General features: G+C 41.6%; 16 protein-coding genes, 2 pseudogenes and 1 riboswitch. Of the genes and pseudogenes, 14 read left to right on the forward strand and 4 right to left on the reverse strand.

Going from position 1 to position 18,984, the window contains the following annotated elements:
- A partial coding sequence (locus tag BKK52_RS09935) for a hypothetical protein (RefSeq protein WP_077478590.1) occupies positions 1–532 on the reverse strand: 532 nt, incomplete at its 3' end.
- A gap of 185 nt (positions 533–717) precedes the next feature.
- Here BKK52_RS09935 and BKK52_RS09940 point away from each other — a divergent pair.
- The 6 genes from BKK52_RS09940 to BKK52_RS09965 all read left to right on the forward strand — a co-directional run bounded on the left by BKK52_RS09940 (position 718) and on the right by BKK52_RS09965 (position 8,655).
- The gene (locus BKK52_RS09940; protein WP_077478591.1) at positions 718–1,788 is read left to right on the forward strand and encodes a CYTH domain-containing protein; all 1,071 of its coding nucleotides are present in this window, start codon (positions 718–720) and stop codon (positions 1,786–1,788) included.
- Between the two features lie 55 nt (positions 1,789–1,843).
- Positions 1,844–3,220: a DNA repair protein RadA gene (gene radA, locus BKK52_RS09945; protein ID WP_077478592.1), complete on the forward strand. Its 1,377-nt coding sequence runs from the start codon at positions 1,844–1,846 to the stop codon at positions 3,218–3,220.
- Positions 3,221–3,291: 71 nt separating this feature from the next.
- Positions 3,292–3,765, forward strand: coding sequence for a leucine-responsive transcriptional regulator Lrp (gene lrp / locus BKK52_RS09950; RefSeq protein WP_077421438.1), 474 nt, complete (start codon positions 3,292–3,294; stop codon positions 3,763–3,765).
- A gap of 3 nt (positions 3,766–3,768) precedes the next feature.
- Entirely contained in the window at positions 3,769–6,594 is a 2,826-nt protein-coding gene (locus BKK52_RS09955) for a DNA translocase FtsK (RefSeq protein WP_077421439.1), read from the forward strand.
- A gap of 25 nt (positions 6,595–6,619) precedes the next feature.
- Positions 6,620–7,252, forward strand: coding sequence for an outer membrane lipoprotein periplasmic chaperone LolA (gene lolA, locus BKK52_RS09960; protein WP_077421440.1), 633 nt, complete (start codon positions 6,620–6,622; stop codon positions 7,250–7,252).
- A gap of 62 nt (positions 7,253–7,314) precedes the next feature.
- On the forward strand, positions 7,315–8,655 hold the full coding sequence (locus tag BKK52_RS09965) for a replication-associated recombination protein A (protein ID WP_077421441.1): 1,341 nt from the start codon (positions 7,315–7,317) through the stop codon (positions 8,653–8,655).
- Positions 8,656–8,687: 32 nt separating this feature from the next.
- Here BKK52_RS09965 and BKK52_RS14170 read toward each other — a convergent pair.
- A pseudogene (locus BKK52_RS14170) lies at positions 8,688–9,127 on the reverse strand (nuclear transport factor 2 family protein).
- A gap of 176 nt (positions 9,128–9,303) precedes the next feature.
- On the opposite strand from BKK52_RS14170, the gene BKK52_RS09975 reads away from it, so the two are divergent.
- The 4 genes from BKK52_RS09975 (at position 9,304) to BKK52_RS13925 (ending at position 11,394) form a co-directional block, all read left to right on the forward strand.
- On the forward strand, positions 9,304–10,479 hold the full coding sequence (locus BKK52_RS09975; RefSeq protein ID WP_077478593.1) for a multidrug effflux MFS transporter: 1,176 nt from the start codon (positions 9,304–9,306) through the stop codon (positions 10,477–10,479).
- Between the two features lie 112 nt (positions 10,480–10,591).
- Positions 10,592–10,789 (forward strand): cyclic nucleotide-binding domain-containing protein, encoded by a 198-nt coding sequence (locus BKK52_RS09980; RefSeq protein WP_077474571.1) that lies wholly within the window; start codon positions 10,592–10,594, stop codon positions 10,787–10,789.
- Positions 10,776–11,213 (forward strand): MBL fold metallo-hydrolase, encoded by a 438-nt coding sequence (locus BKK52_RS09985; RefSeq protein ID WP_077478594.1) that lies wholly within the window; start codon positions 10,776–10,778, stop codon positions 11,211–11,213. Before BKK52_RS09980 ends, BKK52_RS09985 begins: the two co-directional genes overlap by 14 nt.
- Positions 11,170–11,394, forward strand: coding sequence for a hypothetical protein (locus BKK52_RS13925; RefSeq protein WP_242650080.1), 225 nt, complete (start codon positions 11,170–11,172; stop codon positions 11,392–11,394). Before BKK52_RS09985 ends, BKK52_RS13925 begins: the two co-directional genes overlap by 44 nt.
- Before the next feature lie 103 nt (positions 11,395–11,497).
- Here the strand turns inward: BKK52_RS13925 and BKK52_RS09990 are convergent.
- A pseudogene (locus tag BKK52_RS09990) lies at positions 11,498–13,248 on the reverse strand (ABC transporter ATP-binding protein/permease).
- 57 nt (positions 13,249–13,305) lie between these two features.
- Complete coding sequence (locus tag BKK52_RS09995; protein WP_077478601.1) at positions 13,306–15,540, reverse strand: TonB-dependent siderophore receptor; 2,235 nt, start codon at positions 15,538–15,540, stop codon at positions 13,306–13,308.
- A 171-nt stretch (positions 15,541–15,711) separates the two neighbouring features.
- Positions 15,712–15,802: riboswitch (TPP riboswitch) on the forward strand.
- Between the two features lie 78 nt (positions 15,803–15,880).
- Between BKK52_RS09995 and BKK52_RS10000 the strand changes: the two genes are divergently transcribed.
- From BKK52_RS10000 to tenA, 4 genes are read left to right on the forward strand one after another with little or no spacing between them, the layout of a single operon-like run.
- Positions 15,881–16,618 (forward strand): ABC transporter ATP-binding protein, encoded by a 738-nt coding sequence (locus BKK52_RS10000; protein ID WP_077421453.1) that lies wholly within the window; start codon positions 15,881–15,883, stop codon positions 16,616–16,618.
- Positions 16,615–17,367 carry an ABC transporter permease gene (locus tag BKK52_RS10005; protein ID WP_077421444.1) on the forward strand — a complete coding sequence of 251 codons (753 nt, stop codon included), beginning with the start codon at positions 16,615–16,617 and terminating at the stop codon, positions 17,365–17,367. The genes BKK52_RS10000 and BKK52_RS10005 overlap by 4 nt, the downstream gene beginning before the upstream one ends.
- Positions 17,368–17,379: 12 nt before the next feature.
- Positions 17,380–18,324, forward strand: coding sequence for an ABC transporter substrate-binding protein (locus BKK52_RS10010; protein WP_077478595.1), 945 nt, complete (start codon positions 17,380–17,382; stop codon positions 18,322–18,324).
- Positions 18,325–18,332: 8 nt separating this feature from the next.
- A complete protein-coding gene (gene tenA, locus BKK52_RS10015; protein ID WP_077478596.1) occupies positions 18,333–18,980 on the forward strand; it encodes a thiaminase II in 648 nt (215 codons plus the stop codon).
- Positions 18,981–18,984: the final 4 nt, after the last annotated feature.

The raw sequence follows: 18,984 nt of genomic DNA on the forward strand, positions 1-18,984 counted from the left end.
TATTTTTTATTTTCTGAGGGATACAATCAATTAAACGACAGCGTTCAACTTTGCCTATATTTAAATAATCAAGCATATTTTGTTCTATCTCTTCTTTGGAAAACATAATTTCATCATTTTCTTGATAATAATGACTTTTTTTAGAAATGTTTTTTAAATAAAGATCATATGATTTAATTGAATTATATAAATTTTGACAAACTTCAACGCTATTTTCAACTTTAGGAAAGTTCCTTAGCTGCAACTCGGATTGTTCAAACTCAGAATAAATCTGATTAAGCACATATTCTTTAATTAATCTAGAGAGAGGATAAAGTCCATTATAAAGATAGGTATATTCCGTAAAAAACAATTTATTCTTTCTATCCCCAATTCTATTATCCAGACATTTTAATATTCCAAGATATTTAAATTGCTCAAAAGCTATTTTATCATTTTCAAACTTAAACATTACACTGGATAAAATATCATTTCCTAATGCAATTTGAGTGGTTGCAATAAATAACAGGGTTATTTTATTTATTAAATTCATTATTTTAATTCTTAAAAAATAGGGCTGGAAAGCAAAAAAAGTCTCAGAAGAGTGTATATGGCGTAAGTATATCTCTCTTCAATTTTTTTGAATAGAAAAAATTTCTCCTCATAACTTTCGCCCCCCCTTGATTTATTTCTATTTACTTGTATATTTAACCAGTTAATTTAAGAAGGATTTACCTAATGATCAACGAAATTGAACTCAAACTTGCCGTTACACCGGAAGCATTTAATGTTCTCGAACAACATCTCCAGCAATTTAATCCGTTAGAGCGTAAAAGCATTTTTTTAGGCAACACTTATTATGACTATCCGGATCACGTCTTCGCCAAGCAAAAAATGGGGTTGCGTATTCGTCAAGAAGATCAACATTTCACTCTCACGCTAAAAACCAACGGGCAGGTTGTCGGTGGCTTGCATACGCGTCCTGAATATCATTTATTGATTGATGGAAACAATGTGCCGACAAACGATCAGCTACGGGCCTTATATCCCTTTGAACAATTGCCGACATCGCCTCTAAAACTGATTTTCTCTACGGATTTCAACCGCACTTTTTGGTTGGTTAAATTTCGCAATAGCAAAATTGAGGTGGCTTTTGATCAAGGGGAGATTGTCAGCGGTAAGCGTTCTCAACCCATTTGTGAAATTGAGTTTGAATTAAAAGAAGGTGAGATTGAGGATCTTTTCTACTTTGTGGAAGAATTACCGATTTTGACGAACATTTATTTCAGTAGTGCTAGCAAAGCGAAACGGGGTTATCAACTGGCTCAACCCTATGTATTAACGGATTGGTTAGATCAATGGCGGGATTTTTTACAAGCAGAACAAGAAAAAGGGACGAAGGCTCAGGCGACATTTCACCGCCTTTTAAAAATGGAGCAAGCCTTAGTGGAAGAAACCTTTGCTTTGCCAAGTTCGCTTTTTAGCCAAGATTTTATGAAAACCGTGGAGCGGGTGGGGGCGTTTTTCAATTTGTATCATTATTATGACGAGAACAAAAAATTGTTTGAGGTTATGGCGGAAAGCAAAAGTGACAATTTGAGAGAGTACGATTTGTTGCCGAAGCTGTTGAAAAGCAATCAGCATTTTTTCGATCAAATTCAGAATTTAATTCGTTTCCACAGTGAAACCAAAGACAATAAAAAAACCATTGAAAAATTGACCGCACTTTTTAGTACGCGTTTGTACGTGGAACGAATGATTAACTTGATGCGCCTTGCGATATTGGGCGAGGCAAATCAATACCACTAAATATCACCTTGTTCGATGACATATTTTAAACAGTTTTAGTTTACGGAGAAATAGCATGGCGAAAGCCCCTAAAACGGCTTATGTATGTAATGATTGTGGTGCGGAATATTCCCGTTGGCAAGGGCAATGTTCTGCCTGCAAAGCGTGGAATACCATTAGCGAAGTGCGTTTGATTTCTACTGCGAAAACGAAAAATGATCGATTCAGCGGCTATGCCGGCGAAACGCAGGCAAAAATTCAAACACTCTCTGAAATCAGCTTGCAGGAAACTCCTCGTTTTACCAGTGGGTTTAAAGAGCTTGATCGGGTATTAGGCGGGGGGATTGTGCCGGGCAGTGCCATTTTAATTGGGGGGCACCCCGGTGCAGGAAAAAGTACCTTATTGTTACAAGTAATGTGTGGTTTGGCACAAAAAATGACGGCACTTTATGTGACCGGGGAAGAATCCCTTCAACAGGTCGCGATGCGGGCAAATCGTCTCGGTTTACCCAATGACAAACTCAATATGCTTTCCGAAACCTCGGTGGAGCAAATTTGTAATCTTGCGGATCAGTTAAAGCCACAAATTATCGTTATTGATTCTATTCAAGTGATGCATTTGGCGGACATTCAATCTTCTCCCGGCAGCGTCGCTCAGGTGAGAGAATGTGCCTCTTTTTTAACCCGTTATGCGAAAACCCGCCAAACGGCGATTATTATGGTGGGCCATGTTACCAAAGACGGTACACTTGCCGGCCCAAAAGTATTGGAACACGCCATTGACTGTTCCCTGCTATTGGAAGGGGAAGCGGACTCCCGCTATCGCACTCTGCGCAGCCATAAAAATCGTTTTGGTGCGGTGAATGAACTGGGTGTATTTGGTATGACGGAACAAGGTTTACGCGAAGTGAAAAATCCTTCTGCCATCTTTTTAAGCCGTGGCGATGAACAAACGCCAGGCAGTTCGGTTATGGTGTTGTGGGAGGGAACCCGTCCGCTATTGGTGGAAATTCAAGCCTTGGTAGATCATTCGATGTTGGCAAACCCACGGCGTGTCGCCGTAGGGTTGGAACAAAACCGTTTGGCATTATTACTCGCTGTATTGCACCGCCACGGTGGGTTGCAAATGGCGGATCAGGATGTGTTTGTCAATGTCGTAGGTGGGGTAAAAGTTACAGAAACCGGTGCAGATCTGGCTTTATTGTTGGCATTGATTTCCAGCTTTCGCAATCGGCCTTTGCCGCAAGATTTGGTGATCTTTGGTGAAGTAGGGCTTGCCGGTGAAATTCGTCCCGTACCCAGTGGGCAAGAACGTATTAGCGAGGCGGCAAAACATGGTTTTAAACGTGCCATTGTCCCCTTTGGCAATAAACCGAAAAGTGCGGTTGAAAATATGCAAGTTTTTACGGTGAAAAAATTAGCAGACGCACTGGATGTTTTGGATAATTTTTAGAAATTTTTTGTCATACTGAAAACTTGAGCAAAATCCGCTAAAATATCGTGCAAAAACGGAATAGGGACGATATGGAAAAGAAAAAACCATTAGATGCCATTGATATAAAAATTCTGAATGAACTCCAACGCAACGGCAAAATTTCAAATATTGATCTTTCCAAAAAAGTCGGATTATCGCCCACACCTTGTTTGGAACGGGTAAAACGATTGGAAAAACAAGGGGTGATTGCGGGCTATCGTGCCTTGCTTAATCCTGAATTGCTTGATGCACCGCTATTAGTGATTGTGGAAATTACCCTGGTTCGGGGCAAGCCGGATGTGTTTGAGGAATTTAATGCCGCTATCCAATCCCTTGATGAAATTCAAGAATGCCATCTTGTTTCCGGTGATTTTGATTATTTATTAAAAACCCGAGTGGCAGATATGGCGGCTTATCGGAAACTCTTAGGGACAACTTTGCTACGTTTGCCCGGCGTAAATGATACGCGCACTTATGTGGTGATGGAAGAAGTCAAACAAACCAATTATCTTGTTTTAAAATAAAAAATGATTAAACGCATTACTGAACGATTTACGCCGAAGCAATATCTTGGTGAATTAATTTTAGGATTAACTGTACTTTTCGGTTTATATCTAATTGTAGCTTGGTCAAGCTACACTCCTTTAGACAACTCTTGGTCAACCGCCAGTTTTCAACGTGAGACAATCAATAAAGCCGGTGCCTTTGGTGCATGGGTGATGGATGCCTTCTTTGTCTTTTTCGGCTATGTGGGCAATGTTCTTCCTTTCTTAATTTTTTTTGTGCCCGCTTTTTTATTAAAAACAAAAGCGGTTCGTTATTTTTCTGTGACTAAAATTGCCTTACGAAGTTTTGGTTTTATCTCTTTGCTGATTGGTTTAACCATGATGGCAACCTTGTTGCTTTCCAACACTAATTATTATTTATCCGGCGGAGTGTTAGGCGGAAGTCTTGTGCTTTCTCTTTATCCCACACTCGGAAAATTCGGTTGTATTATCACGGGTTTAGCGCTGACAATTATTGGTTTTATCTTTTGCTCGGGGGCTTCATTAATTCATTTTCTCGTGCGTTTCTATAACTGGTTGACGATGAAAAATGACAACTCACAGGATGTGGAACAATCTGAAGAATCTGTTGAAGAATTAGAACAAATCGTGATTCAGAAACCCGATTCTTTAATGGTGAATGCCGAAAATTCAGCAACAAAATCATTAGATAAAAATGAAGAAGTAGATTTAGCAGAAAATTCGGGAAAAGAGACAAAAAGTCCACTTATTCAACCTGAAACTCTAATTAATATTAGTGGTTTACCGCCATCGGTGGTGATTTCTTCCGAAACGCAAAAAACAACGGAGGAATTTAATGAAAAGCTTGAGCCTTTTAAAACCGAAACTTTAGACGAATTACCGAAGGTAAGCATTTCTGCCTACGGAGATACGCCAAGTCAAACAATGGCACCAAATTGGGAATGTGCAAGCCAACAACGTCATTCCATAGAGGATCAAAGTGCGGTTGATTTTTCATCTATTTCTACGCTGAATGAACAAGCAATGCCAACTGTAACTTTGGCAACGTCAGTAGAAAATTCATCGTCAAAATCAACCGCACTTTCTGGTGAAGTTGATGATGAAAATGATGATTTGGCACGTCAATTTGCTGCACAAGAGCAACAGCGTTTGGCTGAAATGGAAGCCCGAGCGAAGGCGTTGAATGCCGAAGATGCCTTAAAAGTGATTTTGAACGAGCCGCCAAGCGCAGTTCAAACACCGCAACAAGAGCAAGAAAAAGAAACAGCGCCGGTTTATAAACCGTACGGCGATTCTCTGATTCATCCGGCATTCCAACAACCGACGACAAAACGTGAGAAACCAAGCACACCATTACCAAGTTTGGATTTATTGGAATACCGCCCAACTCAGGCACAAGATATTACCCGAGAGGAAATCCATGAAACCTCACAGCGGATTGAACAACAACTGAGTAATTTTGGCGTTAAAGCGATAGTAAAAGATGTGCTTGTGGGGCCGGTGGTTACCCGTTATGAATTAGAATTACAACCGGGGGTAAAAGCCTCAAAAGTCACCAATATTGATACAGATTTGGCTCGAGCCTTAATGTTCCGCTCTATTCGTGTGGCGGAAGTGATTCCGGGAAAACCTTATATTGGTATCGAAACTCCAAATGCCCATCGTCAAATTGTGCCGTTACGTGATGTGTTGGACAGCAGTGAATTTCGTGATTCGAAAGCCCTTTTACCGATGGCATTGGGAAAAGATATTAGCGGCAAACCGGTTGTGGTGGATTTGGCAAAAATGCCTCATTTATTGGTGGCGGGTTCAACAGGTTCCGGTAAATCTGTGGGTGTGAATACCATGATTTTAAGTTTACTTTTCCGCGTTCAACCGGAAGAAGTAAAATTTATTATGATCGACCCGAAAGTGGTGGAGCTTTCTGTTTATAACGATATTCCGCATTTGCTCACCCCGGTGGTGACCGATATGAAAAAAGCGGCCAATGCATTACGCTGGTGTGTGGATGAAATGGAACGCCGCTATCAATTACTTTCTGCGCTTCGTGTGCGTAATATTGAAGGGTTTAACGAAAAAATTGATGAGTATGAAAAAATGGGTATGCCGATTCCAAACCCAATTTGGAAACCGGGTGATACCATGGATCAAATGCCGCCGGCATTACAAAAATTAAGCTATATTGTGGTGATTGTGGATGAGTTTGCCGATCTGATGATGGTGGCAGGGAAACAAATCGAAGAATTTATCGCCCGTCTTGCTCAAAAAGCCCGTGCGATTGGGATTCATTTGATCTTGGCAACCCAACGTCCATCCGTTGATGTGATTACTGGGCTTATCAAAGCCAATGTACCAAGCCGCATTGCCTTTACGGTGGCAAGTAAAATTGATTCACGCACGATTTTAGACCAAGGGGGGGCGGAAGCCCTATTGGGGCGTGGTGATATGCTTTACTACGGGCAGGGATCCTCTGATCTCATCCGTGTTCATGGTGCATTTATGAGCGATGATGAAGTGGTGAGAATTGCCGATGATTGGCGTGCTCGTGGAAAACCGGATTACATTGACAGCATTTTAGAAAGCGCCGATGAAGAAGAGGGCGTGGAAAAATCAGCCGGAAGTAGCGGAGAATTGGACCCATTATTTGATGAAGTGATGGAATTTGTGTTAACCACAGGGACAACCTCTGTTTCTGCGCTGCAACGCAAATTTAGCGTCGGCTTTAACCGTGCAGCCCGAATTATGGATCAGATGGAAGAGCAAGGGGTGGTGAGCCCGATGCAAAACGGTAAACGTGAAATTCTTGCACGCAGACCGGATTATTAATTTCTCTTTTAAAAAGGAAAGGAAAATGAAAAAAACAACGTTTTTTGTAACCGCACTTGGTCTAATGGGATTAGGGTTAATTGGGATGAGTAATATCGCATATGCCGATGCGACAAGTGAATTACAATCCCGTTTAAGTCAAGTGAGTGTATTAAGTGCCGATTTTTCTCAAACCGTAACTTCAGCCGGTGGTAAAAATGTGCAACAGGGCAGTGGGAAAATTCAAATTAAACGCCCGAATTTGTTTAGAATGGACACCAAATCGCCACAAGAAACCCAGATTATTGCTGATGGTAAAACCCTTTGGTATTACGATCCTTTTGTGCAACAAGTCACGGCACAATGGGTAAAAGAGGCAGTAAATAATACGCCTTTTGTCTTGCTGACGAGCGATGATAAAAGCCATTGGAATCAATATACGGTGGCACAACAGGCGGATACTTTCGTATTAAAACCGAAATCGACGAAAAGTAATATTAAACAATTTGATATTCGGGTCGATGCCAATGGGGTATTGAAAAATTTCAGTACCACAGAGAAAGACGGGCAAACCAACCTTTATGTACTGCGTAATATTACCAACCAAAGTTTGCCGGACAGTTTGTTCCAATTTAAACCACCGAAAGGTGTAGAGTTGGACGATCAACGTAAAAAATAATGCTTGGGGCGTGTTGATTACGCCCTCAATTTTTATTTCAAATGCTTTAATGGGAAAAAATGATGGCGAATCTTGATTTTGATTTCTCGGAAAATGATTTCCGTCCCCTTGCTGCCAGAATGCGTCCGACGAATCTCGATCAATATTTTGGTCAATCCCATCTTATCGGTGAAGGTAAACCACTTCGCAGGGCTATTGAATCGGGGCATATCCATTCGATGATTTTTTGGGGTCCACCCGGCACCGGAAAAACCACATTAGCCGAAATTATCGCTAATCAAATCAATGCTGATGTTGAACGTATTTCAGCGGTGACAGGGGGGATAAAAGAAATTCGTGAAGCCATTGAGCGTGCCAAACAAAATCGATTGACCTCCCGAAAAACCATTTTATTTGTCGATGAAGTGCATCGTTTTAATAAAAGTCAGCAAGATGCTTTTCTCCCTCATATTGAAGATGGCACCGTTATTTTTATTGGCGCAACAACGGAAAATCCTTCTTTTGAGCTCAATAACGCCCTGCTTTCCCGGGCGAGAGTGTATGTATTGAAATCTTTAACCGTTGATGAAATTGTAGCCGTGCTTAAGCAAGCATTACAAGATCCGGTGCGAGGACTGGCAAAAGAGCGGTTAATTTTAGAAGAGAATTTATTACAAGTTCTTGCTGAATATGCCAATGGTGATGCCCGTTTGGCTTTAAATTGCCTTGAAATGATGGTGGATATGGCAGATGAAACGGAAAAAGGCAAAAAAATTGACCGCACTTTACTCAAAACCGTATTAGGTGAGCGCCAAGCCCGTTTTGATAAGCAAGGCGATCGCTTTTATGATCTGATTTCCGCCTTGCATAAATCCGTTAGAGGATCTGCACCGGATGCCGCATTATATTGGTATGCCCGCATTTTAACGGCAGGTGGCGATCCACTTTATGTGGCAAGACGGCTTTTGGCGATTGCTTCAGAAGATATTGGAAATGCAGATCCCCGAGCCATGCAAGTGGCACTTGCCGCCTGGGATTGTTTCACCCGTGTCGGGGCTTATGAAGGGGAGCGGGCCATTGCACAGGCCATTATTTATCTTGCGGTTGCCCCCAAAAGTAATGCTGTTTATACCGCATTTAACAGTGCAAAAGCGCAAGCTAAGAATTTACCTGATTACGATGTGCCACCTCACTTACGCAATGCGCCGACGAATCTGATGAAAGAGCTTGGCTTTGGTGAGGAGTATCGTTATGCCCATGATGAACCCAATGCTTATGCGGCGGGGGAAAATTATTTCCCTGAAGAATTGAAGGATACGCAGTATTATTTCCCAACCAATCGTGGAATGGAAATTCAAATTAAGGAAAAATTAGAAAGATTGCGTGAGGCAGATAAAAGTGCGGTGAAAAAACGCTACAAATAAAAAATGCGTGGTTGGGTTTCCACGCATTTTTCTTAGAACATACTCCGTCCGCTTTCGGTTTTTCAGGAACTGCTTGAATCACATCCCAGTGCTCGACGATTTTGCCTTCTTTATCAAAACGGAAAATATCCACCACAGTCTCGCCACGATCTTCATCATTTAATTGACTGTGAACATGCAACGCCACCAAATCGCCGTCAGCCAATACACGTTTTACCGTTGCTTTTTATTTTGGGTGTTCTTTTAAAAAAGGCGCAAAAGCATCAATAAAAGCTTGTTTACCGTCTGCCACCGTTGGATTGTGTTGTAAATATTCCTTGCCGATATATTTATCACTGGCTTCTTGTAATTTATGTTGGTTGAATACCATTTCATAAAAATCAAGCGCTGCGGCTTTATTTTGTTCCGGTGTTGAAGCTAATAATCCGGTTGAGAAAGCCAAAAGGGCGGTGGCTAAAAGTGTTTTTTTCATAAAAGATCCTTTGTATTTGAGGAAAAGGAAAGGGATTATAATGAAATTATCGCTTAAGACTAGCCTGTTATTTGGAAATAGACTTTTTCTTATTATGAAATAATAAAGGGTAAAAATGGATTGAAAGGAAAAGCGGGATTTGTATAATCAGCATTTTTTATTTTTCGGAAACCTGTATGACAAAAGCCAATTCAAAAGCCTTTTTAGTGATTTTACTCGGTGTGCTTTCAGCATTCGGCCCTTTTGTGGTGGATCTTTATCTTCCTTCACTCCCTCAACTGGCTCATTTTTTTGATACCTCCCCCTCTATGACACAGCTTACATTGACGACAGCGATGATAGGGCTTGCTTTGGGGCAATTACTTCTAGGGCCTATCAGTGATAAATTTGGGCGTAAAAAGCCGCTGATGATGTCATTAATTATTTATATTATCAGTACTGTTTTGATTATATTTTCTCCAAATATTGAAAGTATGATTATATTGCGTGTAATACAGGGGCTCTCTTCTGCCGGTAGTGTGGTGATTTCCCGTGCAGTGGCGACGGATCTTTATCGAGGCCGTGAAATGACCCGCTTTTTCGGTTTATTGATGACGATTAATGGAATGGCACCGATTATTTCCCCGATTTTAGGCAGTCTTTTATTGGACTATGTGAGTTGGAAAGGGGTTTTTGTTTTTCTTGCTTTCATCGGCATATTGGTTTTTGCTTTTTGTTTCCGATTAAAAGAAAGTTTAAAGCCTGAAAATCGTCTGCAAGGCCCGTTGCTTTCCACTTTTTCTACATTCGGTGTGATTGTAAAAAACCGATTGTTTATGAGCTATGTGGGAATTGAAAGTTTCTTGCTGGGTGCGATGTTTGCTTATATCGCCGCTTCGCCTTTTATTTTGCAAAGTTTTTACGGATTAAGTGCCTTTGTGTTTAGCCTGTGTTTTGGGGCAAATGGGGCGGCATTAGTCATCGGCGCGAATATCGGCGGAAAATTACCAAATCGAACCGCACTTTCTGTGGGTGTTTGGGGTTTTCTCATTGCTGCGGCTTATACTATCGCCACTTTATTGCTTCAGCCCTATTGGCTATTTGTAGAGATCGGTTTCTTTTTTATGTTGCTTTTAATGGGAACCACATTCCCTGCCATCTCTTCATTAGCCATGGAAAGCGAACGCCAATATGCCGGCAGTGCCTCAGCCTTATTAGGTTTCGCCCCTTTCTTTTTAGGTGGCGTAGTCTCCCCCCTCGTAGGCATTGGCGATATTTTTTATGCCACATCAGGGGTGATTTTGGTTTGTGGTTTGTTAGGAGTGGGGATTTATTTGGCGATTAGAGATCAAATTGTTGAAGCGACAGAATAATCACTGTTTTATACAAAGTGCGGTCAAAATTCTTGGTATTATGTAGAAAATGTCGAAAATCTTGGGGAAATTTGACTGCTCTTTTGCCGGTATAATCTCAATACGGAATCCTATGTTATTGAATACCTATCTTAATCTTATCCGCCAACATTGCCCTGAACTCACTGAACCACAGCTCGCCCGGCTGGCGGAAGGTTTGCAGGTGAAAACACTTGTGTCACGAGAAGCCTTTATTGCTACGGGCGAAGTGCCGAAATATCTCGCTTTTATCGCTAAAGGTTTGCTGAAAGGTGTTTATGCAATTCTGTGAACGCCGTAGTGTGAAACCTGAAGAGGAAGTGGGTGCATTGCTCAAGGCAAAAGGGTTCGACCCGTTGGCGGTGAAATCGGTGGTAATGACCCATATGCACGGTGACCATGCAGGCGGTATCCCGAATTTTCCTAATAGCGAATTTGTGTTGAGCGAAGCGGAATTTGATGCCGTACAAGCGAAAGATGCGGTGTTTAACGGTTATTTAAAGATGCACTATCCTGACTTCTTCTTCCTCAACATCCGCACTGTCAAATACGAAGACGGTGTTTTTGAAAACTTTGCCCAAAGCACTACATTAACGGCAGACGGCAAAATCCGTCTTGTGCCAACCGCCAACCCCGGGGCATACACTTGGACATCAATCCGTGGTGGTGGATATGGACGACCATTATGTTCTCATCGGTGGCGATGCTTCATATAGCGAAGAATATATGCTGAACGGCGACATTGATGGCGTGTGCATTGACGGTGAAAAACACAAAGCATCCACGGCTAAAATACGGGAATTTTGCAAGCGTAAACCAACCATTACCCAATTTGCTCACGATTTTGATAGTGAAAAACGTTTGAAAAGAAAGATTTTCACTGAGGTTAAGGAGTAGTAGTTTACCCAATTTATAAAAACAGTCATTTCAACGAAATGACTGTTTTTGTATATTTGATATAGTATCTGAAATTCTCGTTATTTTTTAACCGCACTTCTCTCTACACAATACACACCTCCAATTTCAATTGTTGACTGTGGAATTGTTGAAGGGTATTACGATGTCCGATGCTGAGGATAATCATATTCGGTAGCTGCTCTTTAATGATTTTATAGAGCTGATATTCGGTTTCTTCATCAAGTGCCGAAGTGGTTTCATCTAAAAACACGACATCCGGTTTGGTGAGTAAAATACGAATGAACGCTACCCGTTGTAATTCACCCGGAGATAAAATTGCTTGCCAATCGTTTTCGATATCCAAAGCATTGATGTATTTTTCTAGGCAGCAATCACGCATGGTTGAAATCAGATCCGCATGATGCGGATTAATATCCGGATAGCAAATGGCTTCACGCAGTGTGCCTTGCGGCATATAAGGTCGCTGTGGTAGGAATAAACTGCCCATACAAGGGTGTTCTGCAATACCAATGGTTTCAAAAGGATAGATGCCCGCAATGGCTTTAAGTAATGTGGTTTTCCCTGTGCCCGAGGCGCCTTGAATCAGTAAGGCATCGCCATTTTTGAGGGTGATATTAATATTATTGAGTAAAATTCGCCCTTGTTCGTCTTTCACCCCAAAATCTTTCAGTGCCACATAACTTGAGCATTTATAGGGTTGGCTGATTTCGCTGTGATCCAATTCATCCAGTTTCGTGATAAAACCGTACAAACGATTAAGGCGGGCTTGATAGAGCGTAAAAACAGACGGAAGAAGGACAGGGCAGTCATTAGCCGATTAAAAGCTTGAACGGTTTGGTGCATATCGCCCAGTTTAATTTGTCCGGTAAAAAAACGGGGGGCTTGCAACATTAAAGGGAAAAGTTTGGCAAAACGGGTCACTCCGTTATTAAAGCCGTCTAACCCCAACATTTTTAATACAATGGCCCAGCGGTTTTGAATAATTTGAGCAAATTTATTTTTGAGCAAAATTTGTTCTTTGGATTCGCCATGATAAAAGGCAATGCTTTCTGCATTATCACGCACACGGATTAAGGAATAGCGATAATCACCGTTGAGTTTTTCTTTATTAAAGTTAAGTTTTATCAATGGGTAGCCAATCCAAACAGACATCAGGGTAGCGAAAATGATAAAGGCATAAATAAAGAACACCACACCTTTTTCAATATTCAAACCAAAGAGATTCAGCACACCGGAAAGCAACCAAAGAATAAGGGTAAATTCAATGGTGGTGAGCACAGAATTAATCATTCCACGCACAATTTGTACGGTGCTGGTGATAAATTCTCGTGCATCTTGTTCAATACGCTGATCGATATTATCAGGAAGATCCCGTTCATATTTGAGGCGATAATAGTTTTTATTTTTCAGCCAACCTTTTATCAAAATGCCATTAAGGCTTTCTAACCAACGGATTTCAAAAACTTGGCGTAGAAAATAATCAATAATGGCGTGTAATACTTGAATAAGCACTAAAAGGGCATTGAGTTTTGCAAAGAACCAAAATTTATCGGCATTCAGTTCTTGCATTGAGCTGTATAAGCCATTGTAAAAAAAGGAATTAAGGACACTAAAACGCACTTCAAGCAAAATCATTAGGAAAAGCAGCAATAACATGGTAAGAAGTTGAAGGCGATTTTTCTTTGTAACAGAGGGCGCGGTAATTCGCCAAAATTTCTTGCCGAAAGCGGTTTGTTTGAGCGCTGCAATAGAGAGAATAAAACCGATCACTACCCAGAAAAGTGCGGTCAAAATCCAATTTAAACTATTATTGAGTTCGGTTTGCCAGTTCATAAATTTCCATAAACGAAAAAAGGGCGAAATGCTTTCGCCCTGAGGTTAATGCGCTGATTAAAATTCCACTTTGGCATTAAGCACCACTTCACGGCCATAGCCCAATGCAACAGGAATGAGCGCCTTGCTTGCATTACCCGAAGTGGAAGGGTAGTAAACTTTGTCAGATAAGTTTTTACCATTGAGTTGGAATGACACTTTTTTACCGGAAATTTTCGTATCATAAGCAATGAACGCATCATAGACAACGGCATGAGGTAATTTATAAGCCTTCTCATATGCATTGTTATAAGCATACCAAGAGCCTAAATAACGCGCGCCGCCGCCAACACGGATATTACCGAAATCAAATTCGCCTACATTATAAGCGAGGAAAAGGGAGGTTTGATGTTTTGGTACACTGGATAATTGTTTGCCTACTGCATTAGGATAGTGTTCATTTTCTAAGGATTTCACTTTGGTGTAAGTGTAGTTTGCGGCAATGCTGAGGTTATCGGTCAGCTGCCCGTTTAAATCAAACTCCACACCACGGGAACGTTGTTTTCCCACAATATTTAATTCCGCATTAGCGCCAGTCCCGACGGCTTCTGCCACATTGCGTTTGTTAATATCAAAGAGGGAAAGTGTTGCATTGAAATCGGTGTTTTCATATTTTGCGCCCACCTCAAATGATTTTCCTTGTTCCGGTTTGAGATCGCCATTGATAGGGGTTGCCACGCTGGTTTGTGGACGGAAGGATTCCGAATAGTTGGCAAAGGTGGCAAAGTTTGGGGTGAATTTATAAACTGCGCCTAATTGGTAGAGCAATTTTCCATCATGTTGATCCGTATTGCCTGTTTTCGTGAGGTTTTGCCCCGCTCTACAGTTTGCCGCATCTAAACAATGACGGCCGGCAAATTGATCAAAATACTCATAACGCATACCGCCGGTCACAATAAAATTATCGGTGAAATAAGCCGTATCCTGAACATATACCCCGATTGTTTTCAGATAATTATATTGGTAGGCATTGCCGTTACCATTTTTATGTAATGCGATTGGATTCGTGTAAATCGGATGATCAATATTGAGATCTGATGCTGTGATGCCTTTATTATAAATCGGACCCAGTTCACGGATATTTCTCATGGCGTCAACGCCCACCACAAGGCGGTTGGCGATATCTCCAATGCCAAATTCGCCGACTAAATTTACCGTACCGCTGTGAACCCGTTGATCGCCTTGTTGCTGTTCAATTTCTCGGCGGGCATGATGCGCATCTAGTCTAGGAGATGTGACAACACCACGCTTATTTCTTTCTTCAGGAATCGCTGTGTCAGTGTCATTTATATTGGTAATCCGTGCTTGGTTGTAGAAATATTTATAGCGCGCATAGCTATAAGCGGTATTTAATTTCCACTGATCGTTTAATTTATGTTCAATTTTTACATCAATATTATCGGTTTTTGCGGTGGTTTCGTTATTCGGTTCATCTAAACGACGGGTAACAGGAATATCAGGGGCTGAATTGGTGGCGGTTAATAAATTTGTGCCACGATCAAAGGGTTCAAGAATATCTTTATGTTCATAAGAGAGGAGCACTTTGGTTGTGTCATTTTCCCAAGAAAGTGATGGGGCATAAGTGGTATTTTTGATTTTGCCGAAATTACGCCAATAATCTTTTTCTTGTTTATCGTAGATAAAGCGATAGGCAAAGCCATTGCCTAAACCACCGGTAAAGTCTAATTGGGTTCCCCAAGTATTATGGGTTCCAAGGGTGCCACCAATAATATATTGAGGCGTTTGTTGCGGTTTTTTAGTAATGATATTCACAACGCCGCCGGGATCTTGAATGCCATAAAGCACCGATGCCGGCCCTTTTAATACTTCAACGGTTTCGGTGGTCGCACTAAAGTTTTTCGCAGGGCCTGCTTGCAAGCCATTACGCATAATGGAATTATCACGGTTTCCCCCGAAGCCCCGTTTTTGGATGGCATCAAACATACCACCGAGGGTGTTGGCTTGGCTGACACCGCTGACATTATAGAGGGCATCAATAAGGGAATCCGGTTTGCTATCTTCTAAGAGTTGTGTGGATAAAATATTGACGGTATTTGGGGTATCAAAAACAGGGACTTCCGCTTTTGATACGACTGAGGTACCGGTTGTTTGATAACCGTTTTGTTTAATTCCGGTATCTTGGACAGTAATTTGATCTAATACGATTTCAGCATCAGACTGCTGCTGTGTTTCTGCTAAGGCAGAAACACCAGTAAAAAGTGCGGTGTAAATAATGCTATATTTAAAATTTATCGTTGCTTTCCTTAAGGTTATTAATGTCTTAAAAAAAAGAGGTGGCAGAGTATAACCGAAAATAATTGTTTGGCTCAATAGGAATAATTTGTATTTGCTATTAAATAAAATTTGGCGAAAAATAACCGCACTTTTGCTTGTTTTTTCTTCGAGAGCAGTATAGACTCTCATCAAATTTAGTCGGGGTGCCATATGTGGCTGAGATGATACCCGTGAACCTGAAACAGTTAGCACTGACGTAGGAAACTAATATGACCATATTCCCTTTCATTTCTCATTTCATTTTTTATTTTTCATTTTTACCTATTAAAGCCTCTTGTTAATAACGGAGAGGTTAATGATGGTCTATGTCCGGAATTTAAGCCTTAAGTTCGGTGATCAGACACTTTTTGAAGAGATTAATTTATCACTTTCTCGAAAAGATTGGGTTAGCATGCTTGGCACATCGGGAGTGGGGAAATCAACCCTATTACGGCTCATTGCAGGTATTGAAACACAAGGCGTAATACAGGGAAGCATCACTTTTGAGCCGAATATCCGCCTTGCGTGGTTGCCACAAAAAGATACGCTCTATCCGTGGCTTTCATTGGTGGATAACGTGCAATTGCAAGCGGTCTTATTGGGGCAGAAATCTGCAAAAACGACCGAACAGGCGAAAATGTTGCTTGAAAAAGTGGGAATGGCAGAGCATTTACACAAAAACTGTTCGCAACTTTCAGGCGGGCAACGCCAGCGTGTCGCTTTGGCTCGTACGTTAATGCAAAATGCAGATCTTATTTTGCTTGATGAACCTTTTTCCGCCCTTGATGCCATTAGCCGTTATGAGTTGCAAAATTTGGCGTATGAATTATTAAAGGAAAAATCGGTACTACTCGTTACCCACGATCCGCAAGAAGCCTTGCGATTAAGCCAGCGCATTTTTGTGATGCGTGCTGAACCATCGCAGCCTGCCACACTTTCTGCCCCAATTATCCCTACAGGCAATGCCCCTCGTGAGTTTAACCATACCGATTATGCCGATTTGTGGGCGTTGCAACAGCAATTAGTGCAAGCATTATCTGCGGAGGGGAGGTTATGATCCGATTGTTCAAACCCGTGCTGATATGCCTTGTGATGTTGCTACTGTGGCAATTGATTATTCTGGTTGGCAGTTTTCCACACTACATTTTGCCCACTCCACAAGCGGTATGGAAACAGCTTATTTCTCACCCTGATTTGCTTTGGCAACATAGCCGTATCACCTTGTTGGAAATTGGATTAGGGCTGTTTTTCGGTTTCTTGTTCGGTTTATTTTCTGCTCTGTTACTCTCATTTTCGAAAAAAATTTCGGCATTGCTATTGCCCATTTTGGTCATTTCCCAAGCCATTCCCGTATTTGCTATCGCACCGTTATTGGTGCTCTGGTTTGGCTATGGAATGGCATCGAAAATTGTGATGTCGATTTTAATTATCTACTTCCCCGTTACTGCCGCTTGCTTTGATGGCTTGCGTAATACCCCCCAAGCGTGGCTTGATTTGGCAAATACTTTCAAAATTTCACCGTTTCGTTTATTACTGAAAGTCCGCTTGCCTGCGGCATTACCTGCTTTTGCCTCAGGGCTTCGTATCGCTATATCCGTTGCCCCTATTGGGGCGGTGGTGGGAGAATGGGTTGGATCGTCAGAAGGTTTGGGCTATTTGATGATCCACGCTAACGCCCGAATGCAGGTGGATTTAATGTTCGCCGCATTGCTGATTTTAATCGCCATTTCCCTTTGCCTTTATTTTGGAATGGATTGGCTATTACGCCGATTTATCCCTTGGGGGAACAGGGTTTATTCATCATAAAAGGAGACAAAAATGAAAAAAATCGTTCATTATTTTGCTGTGATTATTGGGCTAATGGGGAGCTTTTCCGCCCTTGCAAAAGAGAAGGTCAGTTTGTTGTTAGATTGGTATGTGAACCCCGATCACGCCGCCATTATTGTGGCACAGCAAAAGGGCTTTTTTGAGAAAAATGGTTTGGAGGTCGACATTATTGAGCCTGCCGACCCCTCTCTTCCGCCCAAATTGGTCGCCGCAGGGCAAGTGGATTTAGCCATTGGCTATCAGCCTCAACTTTATCAACAAGTGGAAGAAAAATTACCGCTTGTGAGAGTAGGCACGTTGGTTTCAACGCCATTAAATAGTGTGGTAGTGCTAAAGAAAAGTGGCATTAACACGCTGGCAGATTTGAAAGGCAAAAAAGTGGGCTATTCCATCAGTGGTTTTGAAGATGTGTTACTAGACACAATGCTCAATTCCGTACAATTAAGCAAAAACGATGTAGAGCTGGTGAATGTGAATTGGTCGCTAACCCCTTCTCTTTTAACGGGGCAAGTTGATGCGGTGATTGGGGCGTTTCGCAATTTTGAACTCAATCAAATACATTTAAAAAAGCAAGAGGGCTTGGCATTTTACCCTGAAGAGTTTGGCGTGCCAGCCTATGATGAGCTGATTTTGCTCGCCAACAAAGAAAAAGCCAATTCTGCAAAATATTCTGCATTTTTGACCGCTCTTGAGCAAGCCACCGTCTATTTAATAAACCATCAAGATGAGGCGTGGCAAGCCTTTGTGAGCTATAAACCGAATGAGTTAAATACGGCACTTAATCAGTTAGCGTGGAAGGATACCTTGCCTCGTTTGGCCTTGCGTCCGAGAGCATTAGACCCTCATCGCTATCAGAAAATGGCACAATTTTTACAGCAAAAAGGGCTGGTAAAAACCTTACCAGATTTGAAAGATTATGCGGTGGAATTGAAATAGGAGGCAATATGATTATTCAATTTATTGAAAAGGCACAACCTTATTGGAAACACTATGTCGAGCATCCATTTGTGCAACAACTGGCACAAGGCACATTGCCGAAACACTGTTTTCAACACTATTTGAAACAAGATTATCTCTATCTTTTCCATTACAGCCGAGCTTTTGCATTGGGGATTTTCAAGGCTAAAAACTTTGCCGAAATGGACTATCCTCGCAAAACATTAGAGGTATTACACCACGAAATTCAACTGCATCTGGCATATTGTAAACAGTGGGGAATTAGCGAAGCGGAGCTTTTTAATACGCAGGAAAGTGCGGCGTGCGTTGCTTATACTCGCTATGTTTTGGATTGCGGTATAACAGGCGGCTTGTCTGAACTTTACGCAGCGATTACACCTTGTATAGTGGGCTATGTGGAGGCGGCACGTTACATTACCATCCATTATCCCCGCTTGTCAGACAACCCGTATCAATCGTGGATTGATACCTATGCGAGCGAAGAGTTTCAACAAGCGGCAAAAGAAACGGCACATGTGCTGACGGCATTTTGCCAAGAATGTACGCCAACGCAACTCACTCAGTTACAGCAGATTTTCACTACAGCCACCAGAATGGAAATTAATTTCTGGCAAATGGGGCTAGATTTAGCTTAACCAA

It is taken from the genome of Rodentibacter trehalosifermentans (genome assembly GCF_002000545.1).
Taxonomy (GTDB): Bacteria; Pseudomonadota; Gammaproteobacteria; order Enterobacterales; family Pasteurellaceae; genus Rodentibacter; species Rodentibacter trehalosifermentans.